19 protein-coding genes are annotated in these 21,866 nt (G+C 75.3%); 9 read left to right on the top strand and 10 right to left on the bottom strand.

The window, feature by feature from the left end:
- Nucleotides 1–62: 62 nt before the first annotated feature.
- The 4 genes from ACQP60_RS03665 to ACQP60_RS03680 all read left to right on the top strand — a co-directional run bounded on the left by ACQP60_RS03665 (nt 63) and on the right by ACQP60_RS03680 (nt 5,185).
- Nucleotides 63–2,144: an alkaline phosphatase family protein gene (locus tag ACQP60_RS03665; RefSeq protein WP_429728479.1), complete on the top strand. Its 2,082-nt coding sequence runs from the start codon at nt 63–65 to the stop codon at nt 2,142–2,144.
- Complete coding sequence (locus ACQP60_RS03670) at nt 2,141–3,103, top strand: MBL fold metallo-hydrolase (protein ID WP_429728480.1); 963 nt, start codon at nt 2,141–2,143, stop codon at nt 3,101–3,103. Before ACQP60_RS03665 ends, ACQP60_RS03670 begins: the two co-directional genes overlap by 4 nt.
- A 158-nt stretch (nt 3,104–3,261) precedes the next feature.
- Nucleotides 3,262–4,386, top strand: a complete 1,125-nt coding sequence (gene recA, locus ACQP60_RS03675; RefSeq protein ID WP_429728481.1) for a recombinase RecA — start codon at nt 3,262–3,264, stop codon at nt 4,384–4,386.
- 136 nt (nt 4,387–4,522) lie between these two features.
- On the top strand, nt 4,523–5,185 hold the full coding sequence (locus ACQP60_RS03680; RefSeq protein WP_429728482.1) for a regulatory protein RecX: 663 nt from the start codon (nt 4,523–4,525) through the stop codon (nt 5,183–5,185).
- A gap of 151 nt (nt 5,186–5,336) precedes the next feature.
- On the opposite strand, the gene ACQP60_RS03685 is transcribed toward ACQP60_RS03680, so the two are convergent.
- The 4 genes from ACQP60_RS03685 to ACQP60_RS03700 all read right to left on the bottom strand — a co-directional run bounded on the left by ACQP60_RS03685 (nt 5,337) and on the right by ACQP60_RS03700 (nt 8,834).
- Nucleotides 5,337–6,260, bottom strand: coding sequence for an amino acid ABC transporter permease (locus ACQP60_RS03685; protein ID WP_429728483.1), 924 nt, complete (start codon nt 6,258–6,260; stop codon nt 5,337–5,339).
- Entirely contained in the window at nt 6,257–6,946 is a 690-nt protein-coding gene (locus tag ACQP60_RS03690) for an amino acid ABC transporter permease (protein WP_429728484.1), read from the bottom strand. Before ACQP60_RS03690 ends, ACQP60_RS03685 begins: the two co-directional genes overlap by 4 nt.
- Before the next feature lie 122 nt (nt 6,947–7,068).
- Entirely contained in the window at nt 7,069–7,926 is an 858-nt protein-coding gene (locus tag ACQP60_RS03695; protein ID WP_429728485.1) for a glutamate ABC transporter substrate-binding protein, read from the bottom strand.
- Nucleotides 7,927–8,039: 113 nt separating this feature from the next.
- Complete coding sequence (locus tag ACQP60_RS03700) at nt 8,040–8,834, bottom strand: amino acid ABC transporter ATP-binding protein (RefSeq protein ID WP_429728486.1); 795 nt, start codon at nt 8,832–8,834, stop codon at nt 8,040–8,042.
- A gap of 221 nt (nt 8,835–9,055) precedes the next feature.
- Between ACQP60_RS03700 and miaB the strand changes: the two genes are divergently transcribed.
- Entirely contained in the window at nt 9,056–10,714 is a 1,659-nt protein-coding gene (gene miaB / locus ACQP60_RS03705) for a tRNA (N6-isopentenyl adenosine(37)-C2)-methylthiotransferase MiaB (protein ID WP_429728488.1), read from the top strand.
- 68 nt (nt 10,715–10,782) lie between these two features.
- On the opposite strand, the gene ACQP60_RS03710 is transcribed toward miaB, so the two are convergent.
- Complete coding sequence (locus ACQP60_RS03710) at nt 10,783–11,364, bottom strand: type III secretion system chaperone family protein (RefSeq protein WP_429728489.1); 582 nt, start codon at nt 11,362–11,364, stop codon at nt 10,783–10,785.
- Complete coding sequence (locus ACQP60_RS03715; protein WP_429728491.1) at nt 11,361–11,936, bottom strand: YbjN domain-containing protein; 576 nt, start codon at nt 11,934–11,936, stop codon at nt 11,361–11,363. The genes ACQP60_RS03710 and ACQP60_RS03715 overlap by 4 nt, the downstream gene beginning before the upstream one ends.
- 122 nt (nt 11,937–12,058) lie before the next feature.
- Between ACQP60_RS03715 and ACQP60_RS03720 the strand changes: the two genes are divergently transcribed.
- Nucleotides 12,059–12,787 (top strand): hypothetical protein, encoded by a 729-nt coding sequence (locus ACQP60_RS03720; protein ID WP_429728492.1) that lies wholly within the window; start codon nt 12,059–12,061, stop codon nt 12,785–12,787.
- 94 nt (nt 12,788–12,881) lie between these two features.
- Here ACQP60_RS03720 and ACQP60_RS03725 read toward each other — a convergent pair whose 3' ends face one another.
- From ACQP60_RS03725 to ACQP60_RS03735, 3 genes are read right to left on the bottom strand one after another with little or no spacing between them, the layout of a single operon-like run.
- Nucleotides 12,882–14,909 carry a hypothetical protein gene (locus ACQP60_RS03725; RefSeq protein WP_429728494.1) on the bottom strand — a complete coding sequence of 676 codons (2,028 nt, stop codon included), beginning with the start codon at nt 14,907–14,909 and terminating at the stop codon, nt 12,882–12,884.
- Complete coding sequence (locus tag ACQP60_RS03730) at nt 14,906–16,858, bottom strand: HSP90 family protein (RefSeq protein ID WP_429728495.1); 1,953 nt, start codon at nt 16,856–16,858, stop codon at nt 14,906–14,908. Before ACQP60_RS03730 ends, ACQP60_RS03725 begins: the two co-directional genes overlap by 4 nt.
- On the bottom strand, nt 16,855–17,349 hold the full coding sequence (locus tag ACQP60_RS03735) for a type III secretion system chaperone family protein (RefSeq protein ID WP_429728497.1): 495 nt from the start codon (nt 17,347–17,349) through the stop codon (nt 16,855–16,857). Before ACQP60_RS03735 ends, ACQP60_RS03730 begins: the two co-directional genes overlap by 4 nt.
- A gap of 132 nt (nt 17,350–17,481) precedes the next feature.
- On the opposite strand from ACQP60_RS03735, the gene miaA reads away from it, so the two are divergent.
- Together miaA and dapF are read left to right on the top strand one after the other, a co-directional pair.
- Nucleotides 17,482–18,528, top strand: a complete 1,047-nt coding sequence (miaA, locus tag ACQP60_RS03740) for a tRNA (adenosine(37)-N6)-dimethylallyltransferase MiaA (protein ID WP_429728499.1) — start codon at nt 17,482–17,484, stop codon at nt 18,526–18,528.
- Entirely contained in the window at nt 18,525–19,460 is a 936-nt protein-coding gene (gene dapF, locus ACQP60_RS03745) for a diaminopimelate epimerase (RefSeq protein ID WP_429728501.1), read from the top strand. Before miaA ends, dapF begins: the two co-directional genes overlap by 4 nt.
- Before the next feature lie 27 nt (nt 19,461–19,487).
- Here the strand turns inward: dapF and ACQP60_RS03750 are convergent, their stop codons facing one another.
- On the bottom strand, nt 19,488–20,090 hold the full coding sequence (locus tag ACQP60_RS03750; RefSeq protein ID WP_429728503.1) for a class I SAM-dependent methyltransferase: 603 nt from the start codon (nt 20,088–20,090) through the stop codon (nt 19,488–19,490).
- A gap of 133 nt (nt 20,091–20,223) precedes the next feature.
- Between ACQP60_RS03750 and hflX the strand changes: the two genes are divergently transcribed.
- Complete coding sequence (hflX, locus tag ACQP60_RS03755) at nt 20,224–21,801, top strand: GTPase HflX (protein WP_429728505.1); 1,578 nt, start codon at nt 20,224–20,226, stop codon at nt 21,799–21,801.
- Nucleotides 21,802–21,866: the final 65 nt, after the last annotated feature.

Raw genomic sequence — 21,866 nt, forward strand, 5'->3', positions numbered from 1 at the left:
GTCGTCGTCCGCGCCGGGCTCGACTCCGCGCCGACCCCGCTCCCGCGCGGCATCATGGCGTCATGCCTGACCGCCGCCCTCCGCTCGTGACGGTGGCCGACGTCCGCGCCGCGCTCTGGTCCCTGGCCTCGACGGCCGCCGGGCTCGGCGTCGCGATCGCCCTGGTCGACGGCGTGCGCGTCGCCTCCCCGTGGGACGTGCTGCTCGCGGCGCTCGTCGTGGGCCTCGGCGACGCGCTGCTGCGGGCGCCGCTGCGACGCCTCGCGCGCGCGGGCGGGGCGGTCGGCGCGCTCCTGCTCGGCCTGGCCGCGCAGGTGCTGGTGGTCTGGGCCGCGCTGACGTTCCTGCCCGGCGTGACCAGCGACTCGTGGGCCGACGTGCTGGTGGTCCTCGTCCTCGCCGCGGTGGTGATGGCGTGCGGCCACTGGGTGGTCGGCGCGCGGGACAACGCGTACGTCGTCGGCGACCTGCTGCGCCGGGCGCGCCGCCGCGCCGGTCTCCCGCGCCGGGCTGCCGGCGACGAGCCCGGCGTCGTCGCCGGCGCCTCCGGCGGAGCGACGGACGATCGGCCTGCGGGCGTGCTCGTCGTCATGCTCGACGGCGTCGCGCGCCCGACGCTCGACCACGCGCTCGAAGCGGGGCTCGTGCCCACGATGGAGGCCTGGCTGGGGTCGGGCAGCCACCGGCTGGAGTCGTGGTGGGCGCGCGTCCCGTGCACCACCCCGGCCAGCACGCTCGGCCTGCTGCACGGCACGACGGACGTGGTGCCGGCCTTCCGCTGGTGGTCGCGTCGGCTCGGGCGCCTGGTGGTGACGAACCGGCCGTCGGACGCCGCCGAGGTGGAGCGGTCCGCCTCCGACGGCCGCGGCCTGCTCGCCGACGGCGGGGTGGCGGTGTCGACGATGTTCTCCGGCGACGCGCCGACCAGCCTGCTCGTGATGAGCCGCGCGGCGGAGGGGCTCGGGCCCGGTCAGCTGTTCGTGCGCTTCTTCTCTAGCCCGTTCGTGCTGGTCCGGGCGGTGGTCGGCACCGTCGGCGAGGCGCTCAAGGAGGTGTACCAGGGGTGGCAGCAGGTGGTGCGCGGGGTGCGTCCCCGGGTGTCCCGGCGCGGCTGGTACCCGGTGCTGCGGGCCGTGACGAACGTGCTGCTGCGCGACCTCAACACGGCGCTCGTGGCCGAGCAGCTCGTGCGCGGCGCGCCCGTGGTGTGCGTCGACCTCGTCGACTACGACGAGATCGCGCACCACGCCGGCCCGCTACGGCCCGAGGCGCTGCGCGCCCTGGAGGGCCTCGACCGCGTGCTCGGGCTGTGGGAGGAGATCGCCCGCGGCGCCCCGCGGCGCTACCGCACGGTCGTCGTGTCGGACCACGGGCAGTCCCTGGGGGCGACCTTCGACCAGGTGGTCGGGCGGTCGTTCGCCGACGAGGTGCGCCGGCTCATGGCGCTCCCCGTCCCGGCGCGGGGCGAGCGTGCGGACGGCGACGCGGACGGCGAGGCGTGGGGCCCTGCCAACACCGCGCTGCACGCGCTGCGCCGCACGGGCGAGGGCGACGGCCGGCTCCTGGTCGGGCCGGACCGGGACACGGGGCGCGCGGACCTGCCCGAGGTCGAGGTCATCGGGTCGGGCAACCTCGGGATGGTCTGGTTCTGCCGCGAGCCGCGCCGGCTGTCCGCCGCGGACGTGGCGGCCCGGTGGCCCGCCCTCGTGCCGGGGCTGGTCGAGTCTCCGGCGGTCGGGTTCGTCGTGGTCCACGGGTCGCAGGGGCCGGTGGCGCGCGGGCGGCTGGGCTCCCACGACCTGGCGACCGGGCGGGTCACCGGCCGCGACCCCCTGGCCGGCTACGGGTCGCGGGCGCGCGCCGACCTGCTGCGGGTCGTCGGGCTGGAGGACGCGGGCGACCTCGTGGTCGTGTCCTCCGTCGGCCCGATGGGCCGGGTGCACGCGTTCGAGGGCCTGGTGGGCTCCCACGGCGGGCTGGGCGGCGCGCAGAGCGAGGCGCTGCTGCTGCACCCCGTCGACCTCGTGGTGCCCGACGACGAGCGCGAGGAGGTGGACGGCGCCCGCGTGCTGGTGGGCGCCGAGGCGGTGCACCGGAGGCTCGTCGCCTGGCTCACCGCTCTCGGCCTGCGGGAGGGGGCGTGAGCGGGACGCCGGGCGGTGGCGCGGGCGAGCACGGGCCCGCCGCGGGCCCGGGGCTCCGCGTGACGTGGCTCGGCCACTCGACCGTCGTCCTCGACGTCCCCCGCGCGGACGGGGGCGTCGCCCGGCTCGTGACCGACCCGCTGCTGCGGCGGCACGCGGGCCTCCTGCGGCGCCGGGGAGATCGTCCCGACGCCGCGGCGTGGCGGGGCGCCGACGCCGCGCTGCTGTCCCACCTGCACCACGACCACGCCGAGCTGGGCTCGCTGCGGCTGCTCGGGGACGTGCCGGTGCTCACGGCGCCGGCGAACGCCCGCTGGCTGCGCGGCAAGGGGCTGCGCGGCGTCGGGCTCGACCTGCCGCCCGCGGCGGCGCGCCCGCCCGGCCGCGACGTCGCGCGTCCTGCTCCGCACGGAGCGCAGCACGTCCCGCAGCACGTCCCGCAGCACGGAGGCTGGCACGACGTCGCGGGCGTGCAGGTGCTCCTGACCGCGGCGGTGCACGGCGACCGGCCCATGCCGCACCGGCCGAACGCCGCGAGCGGGCACCTGGTGCGCGGCGCGGGTGCGACGGTGTGGGCCGTGGGGGACACCGAGCACTACGCGGGCGTGGGGCGCGTGCGGGACCTGGCCGGCGGGCGGGTGGACGTGGCGCTGGTCCCCGTGGCGGGCTGGGGCCCGCGGCTCTCGGGCGGTCATCTCGGACCTCGCGGCGCCGCCGAGGTGTGCGCGGAGGTCCGGCCGCGGGTGGCCGTGCCGGTGCACTGGGGCACGCTGCACGTGCCGGGCGGGCAGCACCTGCCGCGCGGGTGGATGGACCACGCCGGGGAGGCCTTCGCGGCGGCCTGCCGCCGGGCCGCGCCGGACGTGCGCGTGGTGGTCCTGCGGCCCGGCGGGACGTGGCGCGACACGCCCGGCGACACTCCCGCGGATGACGACGGCCTCGAACAGGTGTTCGGGTAGAGTCTGCCCCCAGGAGGGTCCTCGGACGTCGTCCTCCACAGCCGCGACGGACCGCGCCGACCGTGTCGGTGGCGGCACGTACGGTCGACGACAACATGAGCACGCAGCCACGAACGCCGGCGCGCAGCCGCCGCGCCCAGAACGCAAAGGTGACCGACATGCCCGCAACGGCAGACCGCGAGAAGGCACTCGAGGCCGCGCTCGCCCAGATCGACCGCAGCTTCGGCAAGGGCTCGGTCATGCGCCTCGGCGACGAGGGCCGCGCGCCCGTCGAGGTCATCCCCACCGGCTCGATCGCGCTCGACGTGGCGCTCGGCATCGGCGGGCTCCCGCGCGGCCGGGTCGTCGAGATCTACGGCCCGGAGTCCTCCGGCAAGACGACGGTCGCGCTGCACGCCGTGGCCAGCGCCCAGCGGGCCGGCGGGATCGCGGCGTTCGTCGACGCCGAGCACGCCCTGGACCCGGAGTACGCCAAGAAGCTCGGCGTCGACACCGACGCCCTGCTGGTGTCCCAGCCGGACACCGGCGAGCAGGCCCTGGAGATCACGGACATGCTGATCCGCTCGGGCGCGCTGGACATCATCGTCATCGACTCGGTCGCCGCGCTGGTGCCGAAGGCCGAGATCGAGGGCGAGATGGGCGACAGTCACGTCGGCCTCCAGGCCCGCCTGATGTCGCAGGCGCTGCGCAAGATCACCGGTGCGCTGAGCGCGTCGGGCACCACCGCGATCTTCATCAACCAGCTCCGCGAGAAGATCGGCGTCTTCTTCGGCTCCCCGGAGACCACCACGGGTGGCAAGGCCCTGAAGTTCTACGCCTCGGTGCGCATGGACATCCGCCGCATCGAGACCCTCAAGGAGGGGACGGAGCCGGTCGGTAACCGCACCCGCGTCAAGGTCGTCAAGAACAAGATGGCGCCGCCATTCAAGCAGGCGGAGTTCGACATCCTGTACGGCGTGGGCATCTCCCGCGAGGGCGGGCTCATCGACATGGGCGTGGAGCACGGCTTCGTGCGCAAGTCGGGCTCGTGGTTCACCTACGAGGGCGACCAGCTGGGCCAGGGCAAGGAGAACGCCCGCGCGTTCCTGCGGGACAACCCCGACCTGGCGAACGAGATCGAGAAGCGCATCAAGGAGAAGCTCGGGGTGGGCGCGAAGCTGGACGCCCCCGCCGCGGACGCCGCCGCGCCGGCGTCCGGTGACGCGGGCTCCGCGACCGGGCTGGCCGTCGACCCGGTACCCGCCGCCAAGGCGGGCGCCAAGGGCAAGAAGGCGCCGTTCTGACGGGCACCGACCGGTCCGGAACCGCGATCGTCCGGGACGCGCCGGCGGGCGTCGTCCCGGACGGCACGGCGCCCGTCGAGGTCGCCGGGGGAGGGCGAGCGTGACTTCGGGGGATACTGCCTCGGGCGGTCGCGGCGTGGGGAAGCGTCGCGGCCGCCGTCAGGACGGCTCGCGCGGGGACGGCCGCGATTGGTCCGGGAACACGGGGGAAGGGCCCGAGAACGGCCACACGTCGCGCGCGCGCCCGGCGCGCCGCACGGTGGCCGAGCGGCTCGAGTCCGGCGAGCTGACGGTCGAGGACGCCACGGAGAAGGCGCGCGAGACGCTGCTGCGCATCCTCACGGCGGCCCCGAAGAGCCGCGCGGAGCTCGAGCAGTCGCTCGCGCGCAAGGGCTACCCGGAGGCCGTCGTGGGGCCGGTGCTCGACCGGTTCGACGAGGTGGGGCTGGTCGACGACGCCGCGTACGCCGACATGCTGGTGCGCACGCGGCACGCCGAGCGCGGGCTCTCGCGCCGCGCGCTCGCGATGGAGCTGCGCCGCCGCGGCATCGCCGAGGACACGGCCGCGGACGCGCTCGAGCAGGTCGACCCCGACGACGAGCGGGCCGCCGCGCTCGCCCTGGCCCGCAAGCACGTGGCGCGCACCAGGGGGCTGGACCGCGACGTGCGCGTGCGTCGCGCTGTCGGGGCGCTCGGGCGCAAGGGCTACGCGCCGGGCGTCTCCTTCGGCGTCGTCCGCGACGCGCTCGCGGAGGAGGGCGAGGGCGACCTCGACGACTTCCCCGGCGCGGAGTACTGATACGTAGCCAGTTCTGTCAAGGGCGTGGAGAGGCTCCACCCGGTCGGGAATGATCGGGTGGAGCCTCGCCTTGTCCTTGGGCTCCGTGCCGGTCGAGCGTGTCTTCGCGATGCGTGGTCGGGACCGAGATCCGCGGGTGGGCGCCGGAGCGTCAGGTCGCGCTCGGGTCCCCGGTGGCGGCGATCGCGTTGCCGGGACCTGCCGGCCTGGCGCCGGCCACGGCGGTCGGGTTGCCGATGCCGGGGCCGGCCGCGGTGACGCCCGACGTGCGCCCGCTGAGGTAGCGGGACAGCCAGCGGGCGACGGCGGTCAGCGCCCAGTTGATGACGATGAAGATCAGCGCGGCGATCGTCAGCGTCTGCAGGTTGTTGCTGTGGCCGTTGCCGAAGATCTGCGCCGCGCGCAGCAGCTCGTTGTACGTGATGATCTGGCCGAGCGCGGTGTCCTTGAGGACCACCACGAGCTGGGACACCAGGGCCGGCAGCATCGCGATGAGCGCCTGGGGGAGCTGGATGGACCGCAGCACCTGCCCGCCCGTGAGCCCGACCGCGAGGCCGGCCTCGGACTGGCCCTTCGGCAGGTTGCCCACGCCCGCCCGCACCAGCTCCGCGATCACGGAGCCGTTGTAGAGGATGAGGGCGATCACGACCGCGAGGAAGGCGGGGTCGTCGCTGATCCGGTTGAAGCCGAACAGCAGCCAGAAGAACACCATCATGAGCAGCACCGGCACGGCGCGGAAGAACTCCACGACCACGCCGCTGAGCCAGCGGACGGCGCGCACGCGCGCGAGGCGCCCGGACCCGAAGATCAGGCCGAACACGACGGCCCCGACGATGGCGAACGCCGCGGCGCGCAGGGTGTTCTGGAGGCCGGGGATGAAGTAGTTCTGCCATGCGCTGGACGTGAAGATCGGCTCCCACAGCGCCGCGGCGAACTGACCCTTGGCCGCGAGCTGCGCCACGACGAGCGCGGCGATGCCGAGCACCACGAGCGCGCCCAGGACGTTGCCGAGCACGATCCACCGCCGGGCGCGGGGGCCCGGGGCGTCGAAGAGGACGGACTGCTGGGAGCTCATCGGCGCACCGCCAGTCGGTTGGAGAGGTAGGTGGTGAGCAGCCCGATGGGGATCACGAGCACCGCGAAGCCGATCGCGAAGATCATGAAGATCGCGTAGATGTAGTTCGCGTTGCTCTCGATCATCTCCCGCATGAGGGTCGACGTCTCCGTCGAGACGCTCACCGCCACCGCGACCGTCGAGTTCTTCAGCAGCGCGATCAGGGTGTTGCCGAGGGGCGCGATCGCGCCGCGGAACGCCTGCGGCAGGATGATCAGCCGGGCGGCGGGCAGGAACGACAGCCCGATCGCGCGGGCGGCCTCCGCCTGGCCCAGCGGGACGGTGTTGACCCCCGAGCGGATCGCCTCGCACACGAACGCCGCGTGGTAGACGGTCAGGCCGATGACTCCGAAACGGAAGAAGTTCTGCGCGAAGTCGTCCGACAACGTGATCTGGAGCTGCGTCCACACCGCGAGGAACAGGAACGTCATGATGACCGTCAGCGGTGTGTTGCGCAGGACGTTCACGTAGGCGGCGCCGGCCCACTGCAGGCTCGCGATGGGCGAGATCCGCATGAGTGCGAGGACGGTCCCGAGGATCAGCGAGAAGATCGCGGCCCAGAACGTCAGCTGGATGTTGACCCAGAACGCGCTCGCGACGGGGTACTCGGCGAAAAGGGCGCCGAACTGGGACAGGAAGTCACCCACGGTGTGTCAGCCTCCGGGGGATGCGGCCGGAGCCGCGCTGGACGGGCGAGTGGTCGACGCACGACGGGAGCGGCGCGGCGAGCGCCGCTCCCCTCGTGCCGATCGGACGGTCGGACGGCGCGTCAGGCGCAGGCGTCCGGCGTCGGCGGGTTGAGGTCGGCGTTCGGCGTGTAGCCCGTGCCCTCGGTGTTCGCCTGGACGGCCTTCTCCCACGACCCGTCCTCGATCATCGAGGTGATGGCCGCGTTGATGTCCTCGCAGGTGTCGTTGTCCTGCGGCAGCCCGACGCCGTACTTCTCCTCGGAGAACGGGTTGCCGACGACCTTCACCTTGCCCTTGTTGGCGTCCTGCGCGGCGAGGCCGGCGAGGATGATGTCGTCGGTCGTGACCGCGTCCACCTGGCCGGCGGTGAGAGCGGTGACGCACTCGGCGTAGCCGGGCCGCTCCACGAGCTGCACGCCCTCGGCGTACTCGTCCTTGATGCGCTGCGCGGACGTCGAGCCGGTCACCGAGCAGAGGTTCTTGCCCTCGAGCGTCTCGGGCCCGGTGATGTCGGTGTTGTCCGCCGCGACGAGCAGGTCCTGGCCGGCGATGAAGTACGGGCCGGCGAACGCGACCTGCTCCTTGCGCTCGTCGGTGATGGAGTAGGTCGCGAAGATCATGTCGACCTGGCCGGTCTGCAGCATCGTCTCGCGGTTGGCCGACGGCGCCTCGACCCACTCGATCTGGTCCTCGGAGTAGCCGAGCTTGTCCGCGACGTAGCGGGCGACGTCGGTGTCGAAGCCCGTGTACTCGCTGCCGTCCTGGTAGCCCAGGCCGGGCTGGTCGAACTTGATGCCGATCTTGATGGTGTCGCCGCCCCCGGAGCCCCCGGTCTCCTCGCCACCGTCACCGCCGACCTCACCGCTGCCGCAGGCGGCGAGCGTGAGAGCGGTCAGTGCGGCGAGCGTGGCGGCCCCTGCGTGTCGTCGTGTGCGCATCGTTCTTACCCTTCGTTGTGGTCGCCCGGACGGGCCGGGGACGCCGATGTCAGGTCCCGGACCGCGCGGCCGGCGGGGGTTCCCGCCCTTGCGTGGCTGTGGTCGTGGGTGGGTCAGTGGGAGAGGATCTTGGAGAGGAAGTCCTTGGCGCGGTCGCTCTTCGGCGCGGTGAAGAACTCCTCGGGGGTGGCCTCCTCGACGATCTGGCCGTCCGCCATGAAGACGACGCGGTTCGCTGCCTTGCGGGCGAAGCCCATCTCGTGCGTGACGACGATCATCGTCATGCCCTCCTTCGCGAGGGCGACCATGACGTCCAGGACCTCGTTGATCATCTCCGGGTCGAGCGCCGAGGTCGGCTCGTCGAAGAGCATCACCTTGGGCTGCATCGCCAGCGCCCGGGCGATCGCGACGCGCTGCTGCTGCCCGCCGGAGAGCTGGGCGGGCATCTTCTGGGCCTGGTTCTTCACGCCGACCCGGTCGAGCAGCTGCAGGGCACGCTCCTTCGCGGCGGAGGCGCGCTCCCTGCGGACCTTGACCGGTCCGAGCGTGACGTTCTCCAGGATCGTCTTGTGCGCGAAGAGGTTGAACGCCTGGAACACCATGCCGACGTCCGCGCGGAGCTTCGCCAGGGCCTTGCCCTCCTCCGGCAAGGGCTGGCCGTCGATCCGGATCTCGCCCGAGTCGATCGTCTCGAGCCGGTTGATCGCCCGGCACAGGGTCGACTTGCCGGAGCCGGACGGGCCGATGACGACGAGCACCTCGCCCCGACGGACGGTGAGGTCGATGTCCTGCAGCACGTGCAGGTCGCCGAAGTGCTTGTTGACGTTCTTCAGCTCGACGAGCGGGGCCCCGAGGGAGGACGACGCCTCTGCGGGGTCGGTCGTCGTGGTCGCTTCGCCGTGATCCATCTCTCGAACCTATCCACTCGGTGTTTCCGCGACCAGCACCGGGTTGTCCGGTTCCGCAACGGTTCAGTAACAGTGCACGCGCACAGCGCGCGGTCCGAGTCCCGGCGGCGGCGGCCGCGTGTCGTCGAGCGTCGTGGACCGGTGTCGTGGTCCAGTGTCGTCGAGCAGGGGGTGGGTCGCCTCGTCGGGGCCCGGCCGTCGGGCACCGTACCCTAGATGCGATGTCCAGTACCACGCAGAGCCCCGCCGTGTCGGCCCGTCCCACGGACCAGCCGTCCGGCCAGCGCACCTATCTCGTGCGCACCCTGGGCTGCCAGATGAACGTGCACGACTCGGAGCACATGGCCGGCATGCTCGAGCAGGCCGGCTACACGCGCGCCACCGCCGAGGACGAGGCGGCGAGCCGCGCCGACGTCGTCGTGATCAACACCTGCGCCGTGCGCGAGAACGCCGCGACCCGGCTCTACGGGAACCTCGGGCAGCTCGCGGGGATCAAGGCGGACCGGCCCGGGATGCAGATCGCCGTGGGCGGCTGCCTCGCGCAGAAGGACCGCGGCGAGATCGTCTCCAAGGCCCCGTGGGTGGACGTCGTGTTCGGCACGCACAACCTCGACGCCCTGCCGGTGCTGCTCGAGCGCGCGCGGCACAACGCCGACGCCCAGGTGGAGATCGCGGAGTCGCTGCAGGTCTTCCCGTCCACGCTGCCGACGCGGCGAGAGTCCGTCTACGCGGGCTGGGTGTCGATCTCCGTGGGCTGCAACAACACCTGCACCTTCTGCATCGTGCCGCACCTGCGCGGCAAGGAGCGCGACCGCCGCCCGGGCGAGGTCCTGGCGGAGGTCGAGGCGCTCGTGGCCGCCGGCGCCGTCGAGGTCACCCTGCTGGGCCAGAACGTCAACAGCTACGGCGTCGAGTTCGGCGACCGTGGCGCGTTCGCGAAGCTGCTGCGCGCCTGCGGCACGATCGAGGGCCTGGAGCGGGTGCGCTTCACCTCCCCGCACCCCGCGGCGTTCACCGACGACGTCATCGCGGCCATGGCCGAGACGCCGAACGTCATGCCCAGCCTGCACATGCCGCTGCAGTCCGGGTCGGACCGCGTGCTGCGCGCCATGCGGCGGTCGTACCGGTCGGCGAAGTTCCTCGGCATCCTCGACCGCGTGCGCGCCGCCATGCCGGACGCCGCGATCACCACCGACATCATCGTCGGCTTCCCCGGGGAGACCGAGGAGGACTTCCGCGAGACGCTGCGCGTCGTGGAGGCCTCGCGGTTCAGCTCGGCGTTCATGTTCCAGTACTCGCCGCGCCCCGGCACACCGGCCGCGACCATGGACGCGCAGCTGCCCAAGGAGGTCGTGCAGGAGCGGTTCGAGCGCCTGCTCGCCCTCCAGGAGCGCATCGCCGGCGAGGAGGCCGCCCGCCAGGTCGGACGCACCGTCGAGGTCCTCGTCTCCGAGGGCACGGGCAAGAAGGACGGCGCCACGCACCGGCTCTCCGGCCGCGCCCCGGACAACCGGCTCGTGCACCTCGCGCTGCCCGCCGACCTGCTGGACGACCTCGAGTCCGCCGCCGGGGCCGCAGGGCTCGCCGGCGCTCCCACCTCCCTGGAGGACCCCCGGCTCGCGGACGCCGCGACGCTCGACCCGCGCCTGCCGCGGCCGGGCGACGTCGTGACCGTGGGGGTCACGCGGTCGGCGCCGCACTTCCTCGTCGCGGACGCCGTGCTCGACGGCGGCGCGTACGCCGTGCGCCGCACCCGGTCGGGAGAGGCCTGGGCGCAGCGGGAAACTGCCCGTCTGGGTGGCGGCGAGGACGAGCACTCCCACGGCACGGCGCCGTCCGCGGGTCCGGTCGTGCTCGGGATGCCCTCGCTGCGCGGCTGACCTCGTGGCCGACCGGGCGGCCCGCCACCGGGCCCGTCAGGGCGAGCGGTCGGCTCGAGCGTCCCGGCTCAGGACGGGTCGTCGAGCCCGGGGCCGCCCGGCGTCATTGCTCCCACGGTGCTGAAGAACTGCGACGACGTGACGAGGCCGCACGACACGGTGGCGGCCAGCTGCTCGTCGGTCGCGCCGTGCTCGAAGTCGACCGACACCTCGGCGTAGAGCGCCAGTCCCTCGCCCTCCGGCCGGGTGTACACCTTGGGCCACACCCGCTCGCGGTTCCAGTCGTTCACGGCCTGCAGCACCGCGAGACGGGCGCTCTCGGGCACCGTCCCGGCCCAGCGCCCGCGCACCTGCAGGATCTCGTCGTGGTCGCCGAGCAGCAGGAACCAGAACCGGTTGCCGTCCCAGGTGCCCGTGACGTCGCCGTCGTCGTCGGTGCGGAACCGGTAGCCGCGCCGGGTCAGGTCGTCCGCGACACGCGCCCGCGACAGCTGCCGCGGCGTCGTGGCGCGCGAGCGCGCGGGGGTGCGCTCCCCGCGGGCGGCCACCCGCGAACCGGCGTCCTGCACGGCGCGTCCGACCGCGCCCGCCGCCCGACGGACGCCGCCCAGCAGCCGGCGGCCGACGCGGGGCCGGTCCGCGGCCGTCACGACGCGTCCCGCAGCGGGTCGCGGAACGTGGTGTCGAGGTGCTCGAAGAACATGGACCCGGTGCTGAGGCCGCACTGCAGCAGCTGGTCGAGCTGGGCCTCGCCCACCGCGCTGCCGACGTCGACCGTGACCTCCGCGCAGACGACGACCGAGCCGTCGTCCCGCACGCGCACGTAGGTCTTGGGCCAGATCCGCTCGGCGTTCCACTCGTTGCAGACCTCGAGGATGTCCCCGAGCCGGTCGATGCTGAGGTCGCGGTGCCACTGACCGCGGACCTGGAGCACCTCCGACCGCTCGCCCAGCACGAGGAAGTAGAACAACCAGCCGTGCCACAGGCCGCCGACGTCACCGTCGGAGTCGACGAAGTAGGAGAAGCCGGACCGCTCCAGCCAGTCCGTGACCCGCTCGCGCGACAGGGGGGCGAGCAGGTCGTCGCCACCGACCTGATCGGCCAGCAGCCCCTCGATCCGGTCGTGGAGCTCGTCGTCCCGCAGGTCGCCCACGAGCTCGTCCTCCCGGCCGACGGAGGTCGGCCGGATCTTGCTTGCCCGGCGTGAACCGAAGAACCTCACCCGTCCACGCTACACGTCGCTACCCACGGGGGCGCTCGTGCGTCCAGGGGCGGGCCGGGTGCGCCGGCGGGCGCGCAGCACCGCCGCCGCCCCCGCGGGCCGCCGCCGGGTAGGTTGGTCGCGTGCCAGCCCGCGCCGTCGTCCTGCCCGGAACCTCCCTGCTCGTGCCCGGTGCCGGCGGGGGCGCCGACCGGCTCGGGGACGTCCGTGCCGCGGTGGCGGCGGCCCTCGACAGCCTGGTGGCCACGTGCGTCGCCTCGGCTCCCGCCGGCCCGGACGGTGACGCACCTCTCGTCGTGCTGGCGCCCGTCCCGCGCGGCGCCGCCGGCGGGTTCGGACGGCGGCGGCCGTCCCTCGCGGGGGCGGGGATCGCCGACCGTTGGGTGCCCGACGTCGCGGAGTGGCCCCGGCACGACCCGGATCCCGTGCCGGCCGCGCACGTGCCCGCGTCGGTGGCGCTCCTCGCGCTGCGGGCCGCGCTGCGGCGTGCGGGCCACGACGGCCCGCCGGACGTCGTCGTGCTGGAGATGTCCGACGCCGGCGACCCGCCGGCCGAGGCGGTCACCGCGCTGCACCGGGCCCCCGCGCTGGTCGTCGCGGGGGGTGCCGCGCCCGGCACCCCCGGCGCGGCGGCCGTGCCCGACGTGGTGCGCGACGTGGTGCGCGACCCCGTGTCCGACCCCGAGCCCGACCCGAGCTCCGGGTGTCCCGTGCTCCTCGCTCCGGCGGTCTCGGCCGTGCTCGACGCCGCCGCGTCGCCCCGCCGGTGGTCGTGGCGCGTGACGACCGTGCCCGGCGGGCACGAGCACCTGCCGCCCTCCTACGGGATCGCCGAGGGAAGCGCGGGCTGACCGGCGAGCAGGGCCGCACGACCCGCCGCGGCCCGACGACCGCAGCGTCGGGCCGGGTCGTCAGGCCGGGTCGTCCGGCAGGGTCGCCGCTGCGTCAGGACACGAGCGACGCGGCGACGGCGTCCGCCTCCTCGGCGCGGCCCAGGCCGCGCAAGGTGTCGACCAGCTCGTCGGCGACCGTCGCCTGGTCGGCCCGTGCGCCGACGGACGCGAGACCCTCGAGCGCCGCGCGCAGTGGGTCGACGGCCCCGGCGGCGTCGCCCGCGGCGCGCAGCGCGCTGCCCGCCAGCCAGAACGCGTGCGCGGCGTCGAAGGGCAGACCCGCCCGGCCGAACTCCTCGGCCACCGCCTCCGCCTGGCGCGCCGCCTCGGCGTGCCGGCCGGCGGTCGCGACGAGGCGCGCCCGCACGTCGCGCAGCTGGCGCTCCTCGGCTCCCGCGAACGCGGCACGGCGGGCGGCGAGCTCCTCCGCCAGGGCGGGGGTCGGTGCGCCGGGCGCGTCGTCCGCCGGGCGCGCGAGGTCGGCCAGCGTGCGCTCGACGGCGGCGAGGGCCGGCTCGACGTCGCCGGTGCGGGCCTGGACCGTCGCGGCGGCGCGCACGACGGGGCCGACGTACGCGGGGTCCGTCCCCGCGGCCCGCAGCAGGGCGACCGCCCGCGCGAACGCGGGCGCGGCGCCCTCGTCGTCGCCCAGGACGGCGGCCACCTGCGCCGCCTCCGCCAGGGCGAAGCCGGCGTCCTCGAGGCGGCCCGCCTCCTCCGCCAGGCGCGCGGCCGTGAGGTAGGCCGCGGACGCCTCGACGGGGTCCGGCTCGGCCTCCGCCCGCGCGAGGGCGGCGGCGACCGGGTCGGCCTCGGCGCCGGGGTCCGTCATGCCGGCGAGGTCGACCCCGGCGGGGGAGGCGGCGTCCGACCCCGCGAGGGCCGTGGGCACCGTGCCGGGGGACGGCGTCGGTGCGTCCGGCGTCGTCCTGCCTGCCGAGGCGCCTGCCGAGGCGCCGGCCGCGGCGGCGCGCTCGGCGGCGGCCAGCACCCCGAGCTCGACGGGCAGCCGTCGGGCCTGCCGCTCCCAGGCGGCGTCGAGCAGGCGGGCGTGCCGGTCGGTGCCGTTCCGGGCGTCGAAGGCGCGCGCGATCGGCGCGATCTCGGCGCGCGCCCACGCGTCGAGCTCGGCGACGGTGCGCGCCGGGACGCCTGCGAGGTCGACGGGCGTCTCGGCGTGGGTCTCGCAAAGCACACCGGTGGCGACCGCGACGTGCGTGAGCACGGCGAGCCGCTCGCCCGGCGAGTCGGAGACGGTGAGGTGCTCGGGGGAGGCGTGCAGGAGGCGCAGGGCGCGGTCCGGGTGCCCGGTGCGGGCGAGGAACTCCGCATGGCGCGCGGAGGCGATCTCCTGGGAGACCGCCGCGTCCAGGTGGCTCATCGCGCCGCGGTGCACGGCCGCGGCGCCCGCGGCGTCGCCCAGGTCGAGCAGGAGCAGCTCCAGCAGGGACTCCATCCCCGCAGGCTCGTCGCCGCAGGTGGCGCCCGACGCGACGGCGGCGCTCACGACGTCGGCCGCCTCGCGGACGCGGCCCGTCTCCGCGAGGTACTCCGCCTGGCCGGCCGGCATGCACGCGGCGCAGTCGGAGAACGAGTCCCGCGGCGTCGTGACCCAGGTGCGGTACGCCTCCTCCACGCCGGGGTCGCCCTGGGCGCGCAGCCAGGCGAACCGCTCGCCGGCGACGGCGCTCATGCCGTTGCCCGCGAGCGCGTACCGGCGCTCCATGTCGTCGAGCGTGGCGTCGATCTGGGCGGTCGGGACCGACGGGAAGCGAGCCAGCAGGCCGACCATCCACTTGAACGACCAGAACAGGGAGTGCGTGTCGCTGCCGTCGAACAGCTCGGGGCGGGAGTCCCACCAGCGCAGCAGCTGCGTGAACGGGAGGAACGCCTTCTCCGCCTCGGGGGTCGACGTGTAGGAGTCCACGAGAGCGAACAGGGCGTACGCGCGTGCCTCGTCCGGTCCCTCCGCCGTGATGCGGGCGGCCTCCTGCTCGGCGGCGGCGCTGCGCGCGACGCCGTACGGCATGCTCATGATCGTCGAGACGGCGCGGTTCGCCTCGTCCAGGGTGCGGGTCATCGGGCGTCGTCCTCGGTCTCATGCCCGGTGGCTGCGCCGGGCTCGGTCGTGCGGGCGTCGGGCAGCGCACGCTCGAGCAGCGTGCGCAGGGCGTCGTCGAGCAACCCGGCCTCGGCGCCGGCCAGCGGCCGACCGGAGGCGAGCAGCGCGGTGACGTACAGCGAGCGCGCGCCGGCGGCGCGGACGGGCGCGTCGGCGGCGGCGAGCAGGGCGCGGACCGTCGGGTTGGCGTCGTTCAGCACGAGCCGGCGGGCGCGTGCGGGGCCGGTGAGGCCGGCGAGCACGGAGCCCCACACGTCCGTGGCGTCCCCGACGGGCGCGGCGGCGTCGCGGGCCTGGCGGGCGTGCTCCCCGTCCCGGTCGGTGAGCAGCATGGCGGGCACCTCGGACGGCGAGAAGACGCGCAGCTGGACGTCGCAGTCCTGGTCGGCGAGGTCGTCGCCGAGGGCGGCGAGCGCGTCGGTCACCTCGAGCTCGCGCAGCGGCTCCACCTCGCCCAGCACGGCCTCGAGGTCGCCCGGCGCCACGGGGGCGAGGCGCCACTGCGGGCGCCGGCGGGCGACGCGGGCGAGCAGGTCGGCGTCGTAGACGTACCCGGCGTTGAGCACCGGCAGGCCCTGCGCCGCGGCGACCGCGGCCACCCGGCGGTACTCCTCCACGCTGGTGGTCCACAGCACCCGCGCGGGCGCCTCCCCCTCGGCGGGCTCGGCGAGGTCGGTGAGGGTGCGCGTGCCGACGGTGGTCTCGAACGGCAGCACCCGGGCGGCCAGGTCGAGCATGGCGTCGTCCTGCACCGCGAGGGCGCGGACGGCGAGGTGGTGCGTGGACAGGAACGACCGCGCCAGCGGCGACGGCTCCGCGAGCGTGTCGAGCGTCCAGGCACGCACCTGCTCGCCCAGCGCCTCGCGCGTGGCGAACAGGACGTCGTCCTCGAACAACCCCTCCCGGGACGCCGTCGGACGCAGGGCCGACGCGTCGACGACGCAGCGGACGAAGAACGCCCACTCGGGCAGGAGGCTCTCCACGCCCGTGCCGAGCAGCATGCGCTTGAGCGACACCCGGTGGTGCGCGACGGTCGTGGGCGCCACGGCGGCGGGGAGCACGAACGCGACGCCGGTGAGCCCGGCCACGGGCAGGTCGAGGTCGATGTGTGCCAGCGGCGTGAAGCCGAGGGTGCGCTCGCAGTAGGCCGCCAGGGCCCGCGCGCGCTCGGCGTCGTCCGCGTGCGTCGCACGCCAGGGCAGCTCGTCGCCGCTGAGGCGGCGCCGTGCGGTCCCGCCGCCGTCGAGGCGCACCTCGACCGACACGTCCACGGGTAGCAGCCCGCCGAAGTCGGCGGCGAGGGCCGCCACGGTGTCGGGCTCGAGCCAGTGCTCGGCGTCGCGCGAGGGGCGCAGCCGCACGACGCTGCCCGGGCCGTCGGGCACGGGTGGCACGGTCGGGTCGGTCGGGTCGAGCTCCGTGAGCTCGTAGCGGCCGTCGGCGTACCCGCGCCAGCGCACGGGCGCCGCCTGCGGGTCGCGCGCCGAGCGGGACACGAGGTCGATCTCGTCGGCCACCATGAACGCCGACAGCAGGCCGATCCCGAACTGGCCGAGGAACTCCGCGCGCCCGCCGCCGAACCCGTCCTCGAGCTCGCCGCCGACCACCCCGGGCAGCGGGCCGGTGTCACGCTTCGAGCTGCGGCCGATGGTGGCGAGCAGGTCGCGGGCCTCGTCGGCGGTGAGGCCGACGCCCGTGTCGTGCACCTCGAGGCCGCCGTCGTCGAGCGGGCGCAGCAGCACCTGGGCGGGCGCGGCCGGGTCGAGGGCGCGGCGCGCGGTGATCGCGTCGACGCCGTTCTGCAGCAGCTCGCGCAGGTAGACGCGCGGGCTGGAGTACAGGTGCCGGCTGAGCAGGTCGACCAGGCCTCGCAGGTCGACCTGGAAGGCGTCGGTGCGGCCGGTCACCGCGCGTCGCCCGCCACGGGCTGTGCCGCGTCGTCGACCGCCGGGTAGCGCTCGTCCAGCATCTCGAAGAACGACAGGCCGGTGGCGAGGCCGCAGTCGACGATCCGCTCGAGCTGCTCGTCGTTCGCGCCGCTGCGCAGGTCGGTCGCCACCTCCGCGAAGACCACCACCTCCGAGCCCTCCTCCGCCTGGCGTGCGAAGACCTTCGGCCAGATCCGCGCGACGTTCCACTCGTTGAGGAGCGGGGCGAGCGACGCCAGCTCGGAGGCGGGCAGCGTCCGGCTCCACCGGCCCCGGATCTGCAGGATCCCGGCCGGCTCGCCCACGAGCAGGAAGTAGAACGTGTTCTCGTCCCAGACCCCGCCGAGGTCGCCGTCGTCGTCGATGCCGAAGTACCACTCGCGGCGCGTCATGAGCGCGGCGAGGCGGTCCTGGGAGATCGGTGCGGGGGCGGCGGCCGCCGCGTCGGTGGGCTTGGTGAAGAAGGCCATGGGTCCTCGTCTGTCCGGGATCCCGGCGCGCGCGTCGTCGTGCCGGGCATCGTGGGTGGCGGAGGCAACCCTAACCACCAGGTCCGACAGGCCTGCGCCGGTGGTCCCGGGCGTCGGGCTAGGGTCGTGCGCGTGAGCGCACCGTCACCCTCCTCGGGCCCCGCCGCCGTGGTCGTCGCCGTCGTCGGGCCGACGGCGACGGGCAAGTCGGACCTGGCGCTCGACCTGGCGCAGGCGCTGTCGCCGGGCGGCGCCGTCGACGGCGTCGCCCGGGGGACGGCGTCCGCCGAGATCGTCAACGCCGACGCCTTCCAGCTCTACCGCGGCATGAACGTCGGGACGGCGAAGGTGCCGGTCGCCGAGCGGCGCGGCATCGTGCACCACCAGCTCGACGTCCTCGACCCGCTCGAGGACGCGTCGGTGGCGCGCTACCAGAGCGCCGCGCGCGCCGACCTGGACGCGATCGCCGGCCGCGGGGCGCGGGCCGTCGTCGTCGGCGGGTCCGGCCTGTACGTGCGCGCGCTGCTCGACCACATGGACTTCCCCGGCACGGACCCGGTCGTCCGGGCTCGCCTCGAGGAGCGTGCGGAGCAGGAGGGGCGCAGGGCGCTGCACGACGAGCTCGCCCGCCGCGACCCCGACGCCGCGGCGTCCATCGGCCCGCACAACACGCGCCGGATCGTCCGGGCGCTCGAGGTCATCGAGCTCACGGGCCGCCCGTACACCGCCAACCTGCCCCGCCAGGAGCACGTCCGCCCGGCCGTGCAACTCGGGCTCGACTGCGACCGCGAGGTGCTCGACGCCCGCGTGGCGGGACGGGTCGAGCGGATGTGGGACGAGGGCCTCGTCGAGGAGGTGCGGTCGCTCGCGTCGCCGGAGCAGGGCGGGACGGGGGCCGGCCTGGGCACGACGGCGGCGCGCGCCGTCGGCTACGCCGAGCTGCTGGCGTGCTGGCGCGGGGAGCTCACGCTCGACGGCGCGCGCGAGGCGATCGTCGCGAACACCCGCCGCCTGGCGCGCAAGCAGATGGGCTGGTTCGGCCGGGACCCGCGCGTGCACTGGCTCGACGCCGGGTCGCCCGACCTGCTCGACGAGGCGCTCGCGGTGGTCCGCGCCGCCGACGCCGGGCGACTGCCCGAGCCCGGGACCGCGCCCGTGCGCCGTAGTCTGGGCTCATGACGCTGCGCTTCACCAAGGGTCACGGCACCCAGAACGACTTCGTGCTGCTGGCCGACACCCGGGGGGACCTCGAGCTGACCCCCGACCAGGTGCGGCGCCTCGCCGACCGGCGGGCCGGCATCGGCGGCGACGGCGTCATCCGGCTCGCCCCCACGGCGGCCGTCGCCCGCGCGGGCGAGGAGGTCGCCGACCGCGTGCTCGCCGAGGAGCCCGCGGCCATCTGGTTCATGGACTACCGCAACGCCGACGGCTCCGTCGCCCAGATGTGCGGCAACGGCGTGCGCGTCTTCACGGCCTTCGCCGAGCAGCTCGGCCTCGCGGACCTCGATGACGGGCAGGAGCTCGCGCTCGGGACCCGCGCCGGCGTCCGGCGGGTCCGCAAGGAGCCGGGCGGCTGGTACGCGGTCGACATGGGCGCGTGGGCGCTGCCCGGAGGGCAGGAGGCGGCGGCGCGCGGCGCCGACGCCGCGGTGCTGGTGCACGGGTGGGACGCCCCCCGCCCGGCGCTGAGCGTCGACCTGGGCAACCCGCACACGGTGGTCGCCCTCGCGCGCGCCTCGGAGCTGGCCGGGGCCGACCTGACGCGTGCGCCCGAGGTGGAGCCGCTGCCCCCGGAGGGGACGAACGTCGAGCTGGTGGTGCCGCTCGCCGAGACCGTGGACCCCGACGGGCGGGCCGTCGGGCACGTGCGGATGCGCGTGCACGAGCGGGGCGTGGGGGAGACCCGGTCGTGCGGCACGGGTGCGTGCGCCGCGGCGCTCGCGGTCCGGACCTGGGCCGCGGCGGGGGCCGACGGTCCGGTGCCCGACATCTGGGAGGTGGAGGTCCCCGGCGGGCTGGTCCGCGTCCGGCTGCTCGAGGGCGGCCACGTGGAGCTCGCCGGCCCGGCGGAGCTGGTGTTCAGCGGCGAGACGGAGCTCGGGGAGCCCTGACGCCGGCGCTGCCCACGTCACCGCACGTCAGTCGACCCGCAGCACCCGGAAGCCCTTGGACGACGCCGCGCGCTCGACGTCGCGTCCCAGCTCGGCCTCGATCCAGCGCGCGAGCGAGTCCGAGCCCAGGTTCTTCTGCACCACGAGCCATGCCTCGGCCCCCGGCGCGAGCCGGGGGAGCCAGGAGCGCAGCAGGTCGTGCAGGACGGCCTTGCCCACCCGGATCGGCGGGTTCGACCAGATCGCGGCGAACCGCACGTCGTCCGGCACGTCCTCCGCGCGCACTGCGCGCACGTTCGCCAGGCCGAGGCGCTCCGCCGTCGTGCGGAGCAGGTCGAGAGCACGCTCGTTGACGTCCACGGCCCACACCGTGGCGCCGGGCGAGGCGAGCGCCATCGAGAGCGCGATCGGCCCCCAGCCGCAGCCGAGGTCGAGCAGGTCGCCGGTGGCCGGCGGGGCGGGCACCTCGCCGAGCAGCACCCGGGTGCCCTTGTCGACGCCGCCGGGGGAGAAGACCCCGGAGGCGACGTCCACCTCGACCTCCCGCCCGGCGAGCTCCACGACGGTGCGACGGCGCTCGGCGGCCGAGGCCGGCTGCGCGGTGAAGTAGTGGTCGGGCTGCTCGCTCACCCGGTGATCCTAGGTCGCGCCCGTCCCGTCGTCGTCCGCCCAGGGAAAAACTCTCCGCCGGGACGATCTCGCGTGGGACCCTTGTTGTACCCCACGGCGGCCGGACCGCCGACCCCGACCCGAGAGGCACACCTTGACCCACACCCCGACCAACCCCGACACCCCGCAGGCCGACGAGACCGCCGGGGGCCCCGGCGCCGAGACCTCGGCGGACGCGCGCCGCGAGGCCGAGCGCGACGCCCAGGCGATCGCGCAGGACGTCGTCGCCCGGGTGCTCGCGCGGGCCGGGACGGCGCGGTCCGAGGGCGCCACGGTGCACACCGCCCACGACGGCGACCAGCTCGACCTCGAGGAGCGCATCTCGCTGCGGCGCGTCGCCGGGCTCTCCACGGAGCTCGAGGACGTCACCGAGGTCGAGTACCGCCAGCTCCGCCTGGAGCGCGTGGTGCTCGTCGGCCTGTACTCCGGCGGCGAGGCCGCGGCGCGCGAGGCGGAGGTCTCGCTGCGCGAGCTCGCCGCGCTCGCCGAGACCGCGGGCTCGCAGGTCCTCGACGGGCTGCTGCAGCGCCGGCAGAAGCCCGACCCGGGCACCTACCTCGGGTCCGGCAAGGCCGCCGAGCTCGCCGACGTCGTCGCGTCCGTCGGCGCGGACACCGTCGTCGCCGACACCGAGCTCGCCCCCTCCCAGCGCCGCGCGCTGGAGGACATCGTCAAGGTCAAGGTGGTCGACCGCACCGCGCTGATCCTCGACATCTTCGCCCAGCACGCCAAGTCGCGGGAGGGCAAGGCGCAGGTCGAGCTGGCGCAGCTCGAGTACCTGCTGCCGCGCCTGCGCGGCTGGGGTGACTCGATGTCCCGCCAGGCCGGTGGCCAGGTGGGCGGCCAGGGCGCCGGCATGGGGTCCCGCGGCCCCGGCGAGACGAAGATCGAGCTGGACCGTCGCCGCATCCGCAACCGGATGGCCAAGCTGCGTCGCGAGATCGCCGCCATGGCGCCCGGCCGCGAGACCAAGCGCCTCGACCGCAAGCGGCACGGCGTGCCGAACGTGGCGATCGCCGGCTACACCAACGCCGGCAAGTCGTCGCTGCTCAACGCGCTCACAGACGCGGGCGTCCTCGTGGAGAACGCCCTGTTCGCCACGCTGGACCCGACCGTGCGCAAGGCGCGCACCGAGGACGGGCGCCCGTACACGTTCACCGACACCGTCGGGTTCGTGCGGCACCTGCCGCACCAGCTCGTCGAGGCGTTCCGGTCCACCCTCGAGGAGGTGGGCGACGCCGCGCTGCTGCTGCACGTGGTCGACGTCTCCCACCCGGACCCCGAGGGCCAGATCGCGGCGGTGCGCGAGGTGCTCGCCGAGATCCCCGGGATCGCCGACGTGCCCGAGGTCGTCGTGCTCAACAAGGCGGACGTCGCCGACCCCGCCGTGGTCGGTCGGGTGCAGCGCCGCGAGCGGCGCAGCGTCGTGGTGTCCGCGCACTCCGGCGAGGGGATGGCCGAGCTGCGGGAGCTGATCGCGGCCGAGCTGCCCCAGCCGCACGTCGAGATCGACCTCGTCGTGCCGTACTCCCGCGGCGACCTGGTGCACCGCGTGCACGAGGCGGGCGGCACCGTCGCCGAGGAGCACCTGGCCGAGGGCACGCGCCTGCGCGGGCGCGTGGACGAGGCGCTCGCGGTCGAGCTCCGGCACGCCGCCGTCCTCGCGGGCTGACGGCCCGCCGCGACGCCCAGCCCGGCCGCGGACGCGGCTGTGGGCAGGGCGCCCGAACGGTCGGC

This window comes from Isoptericola variabilis (genome assembly GCF_050311655.1).
In the GTDB taxonomy this organism is placed as follows: Bacteria; Actinomycetota; Actinomycetes; order Actinomycetales; family Cellulomonadaceae; genus Isoptericola; species Isoptericola variabilis.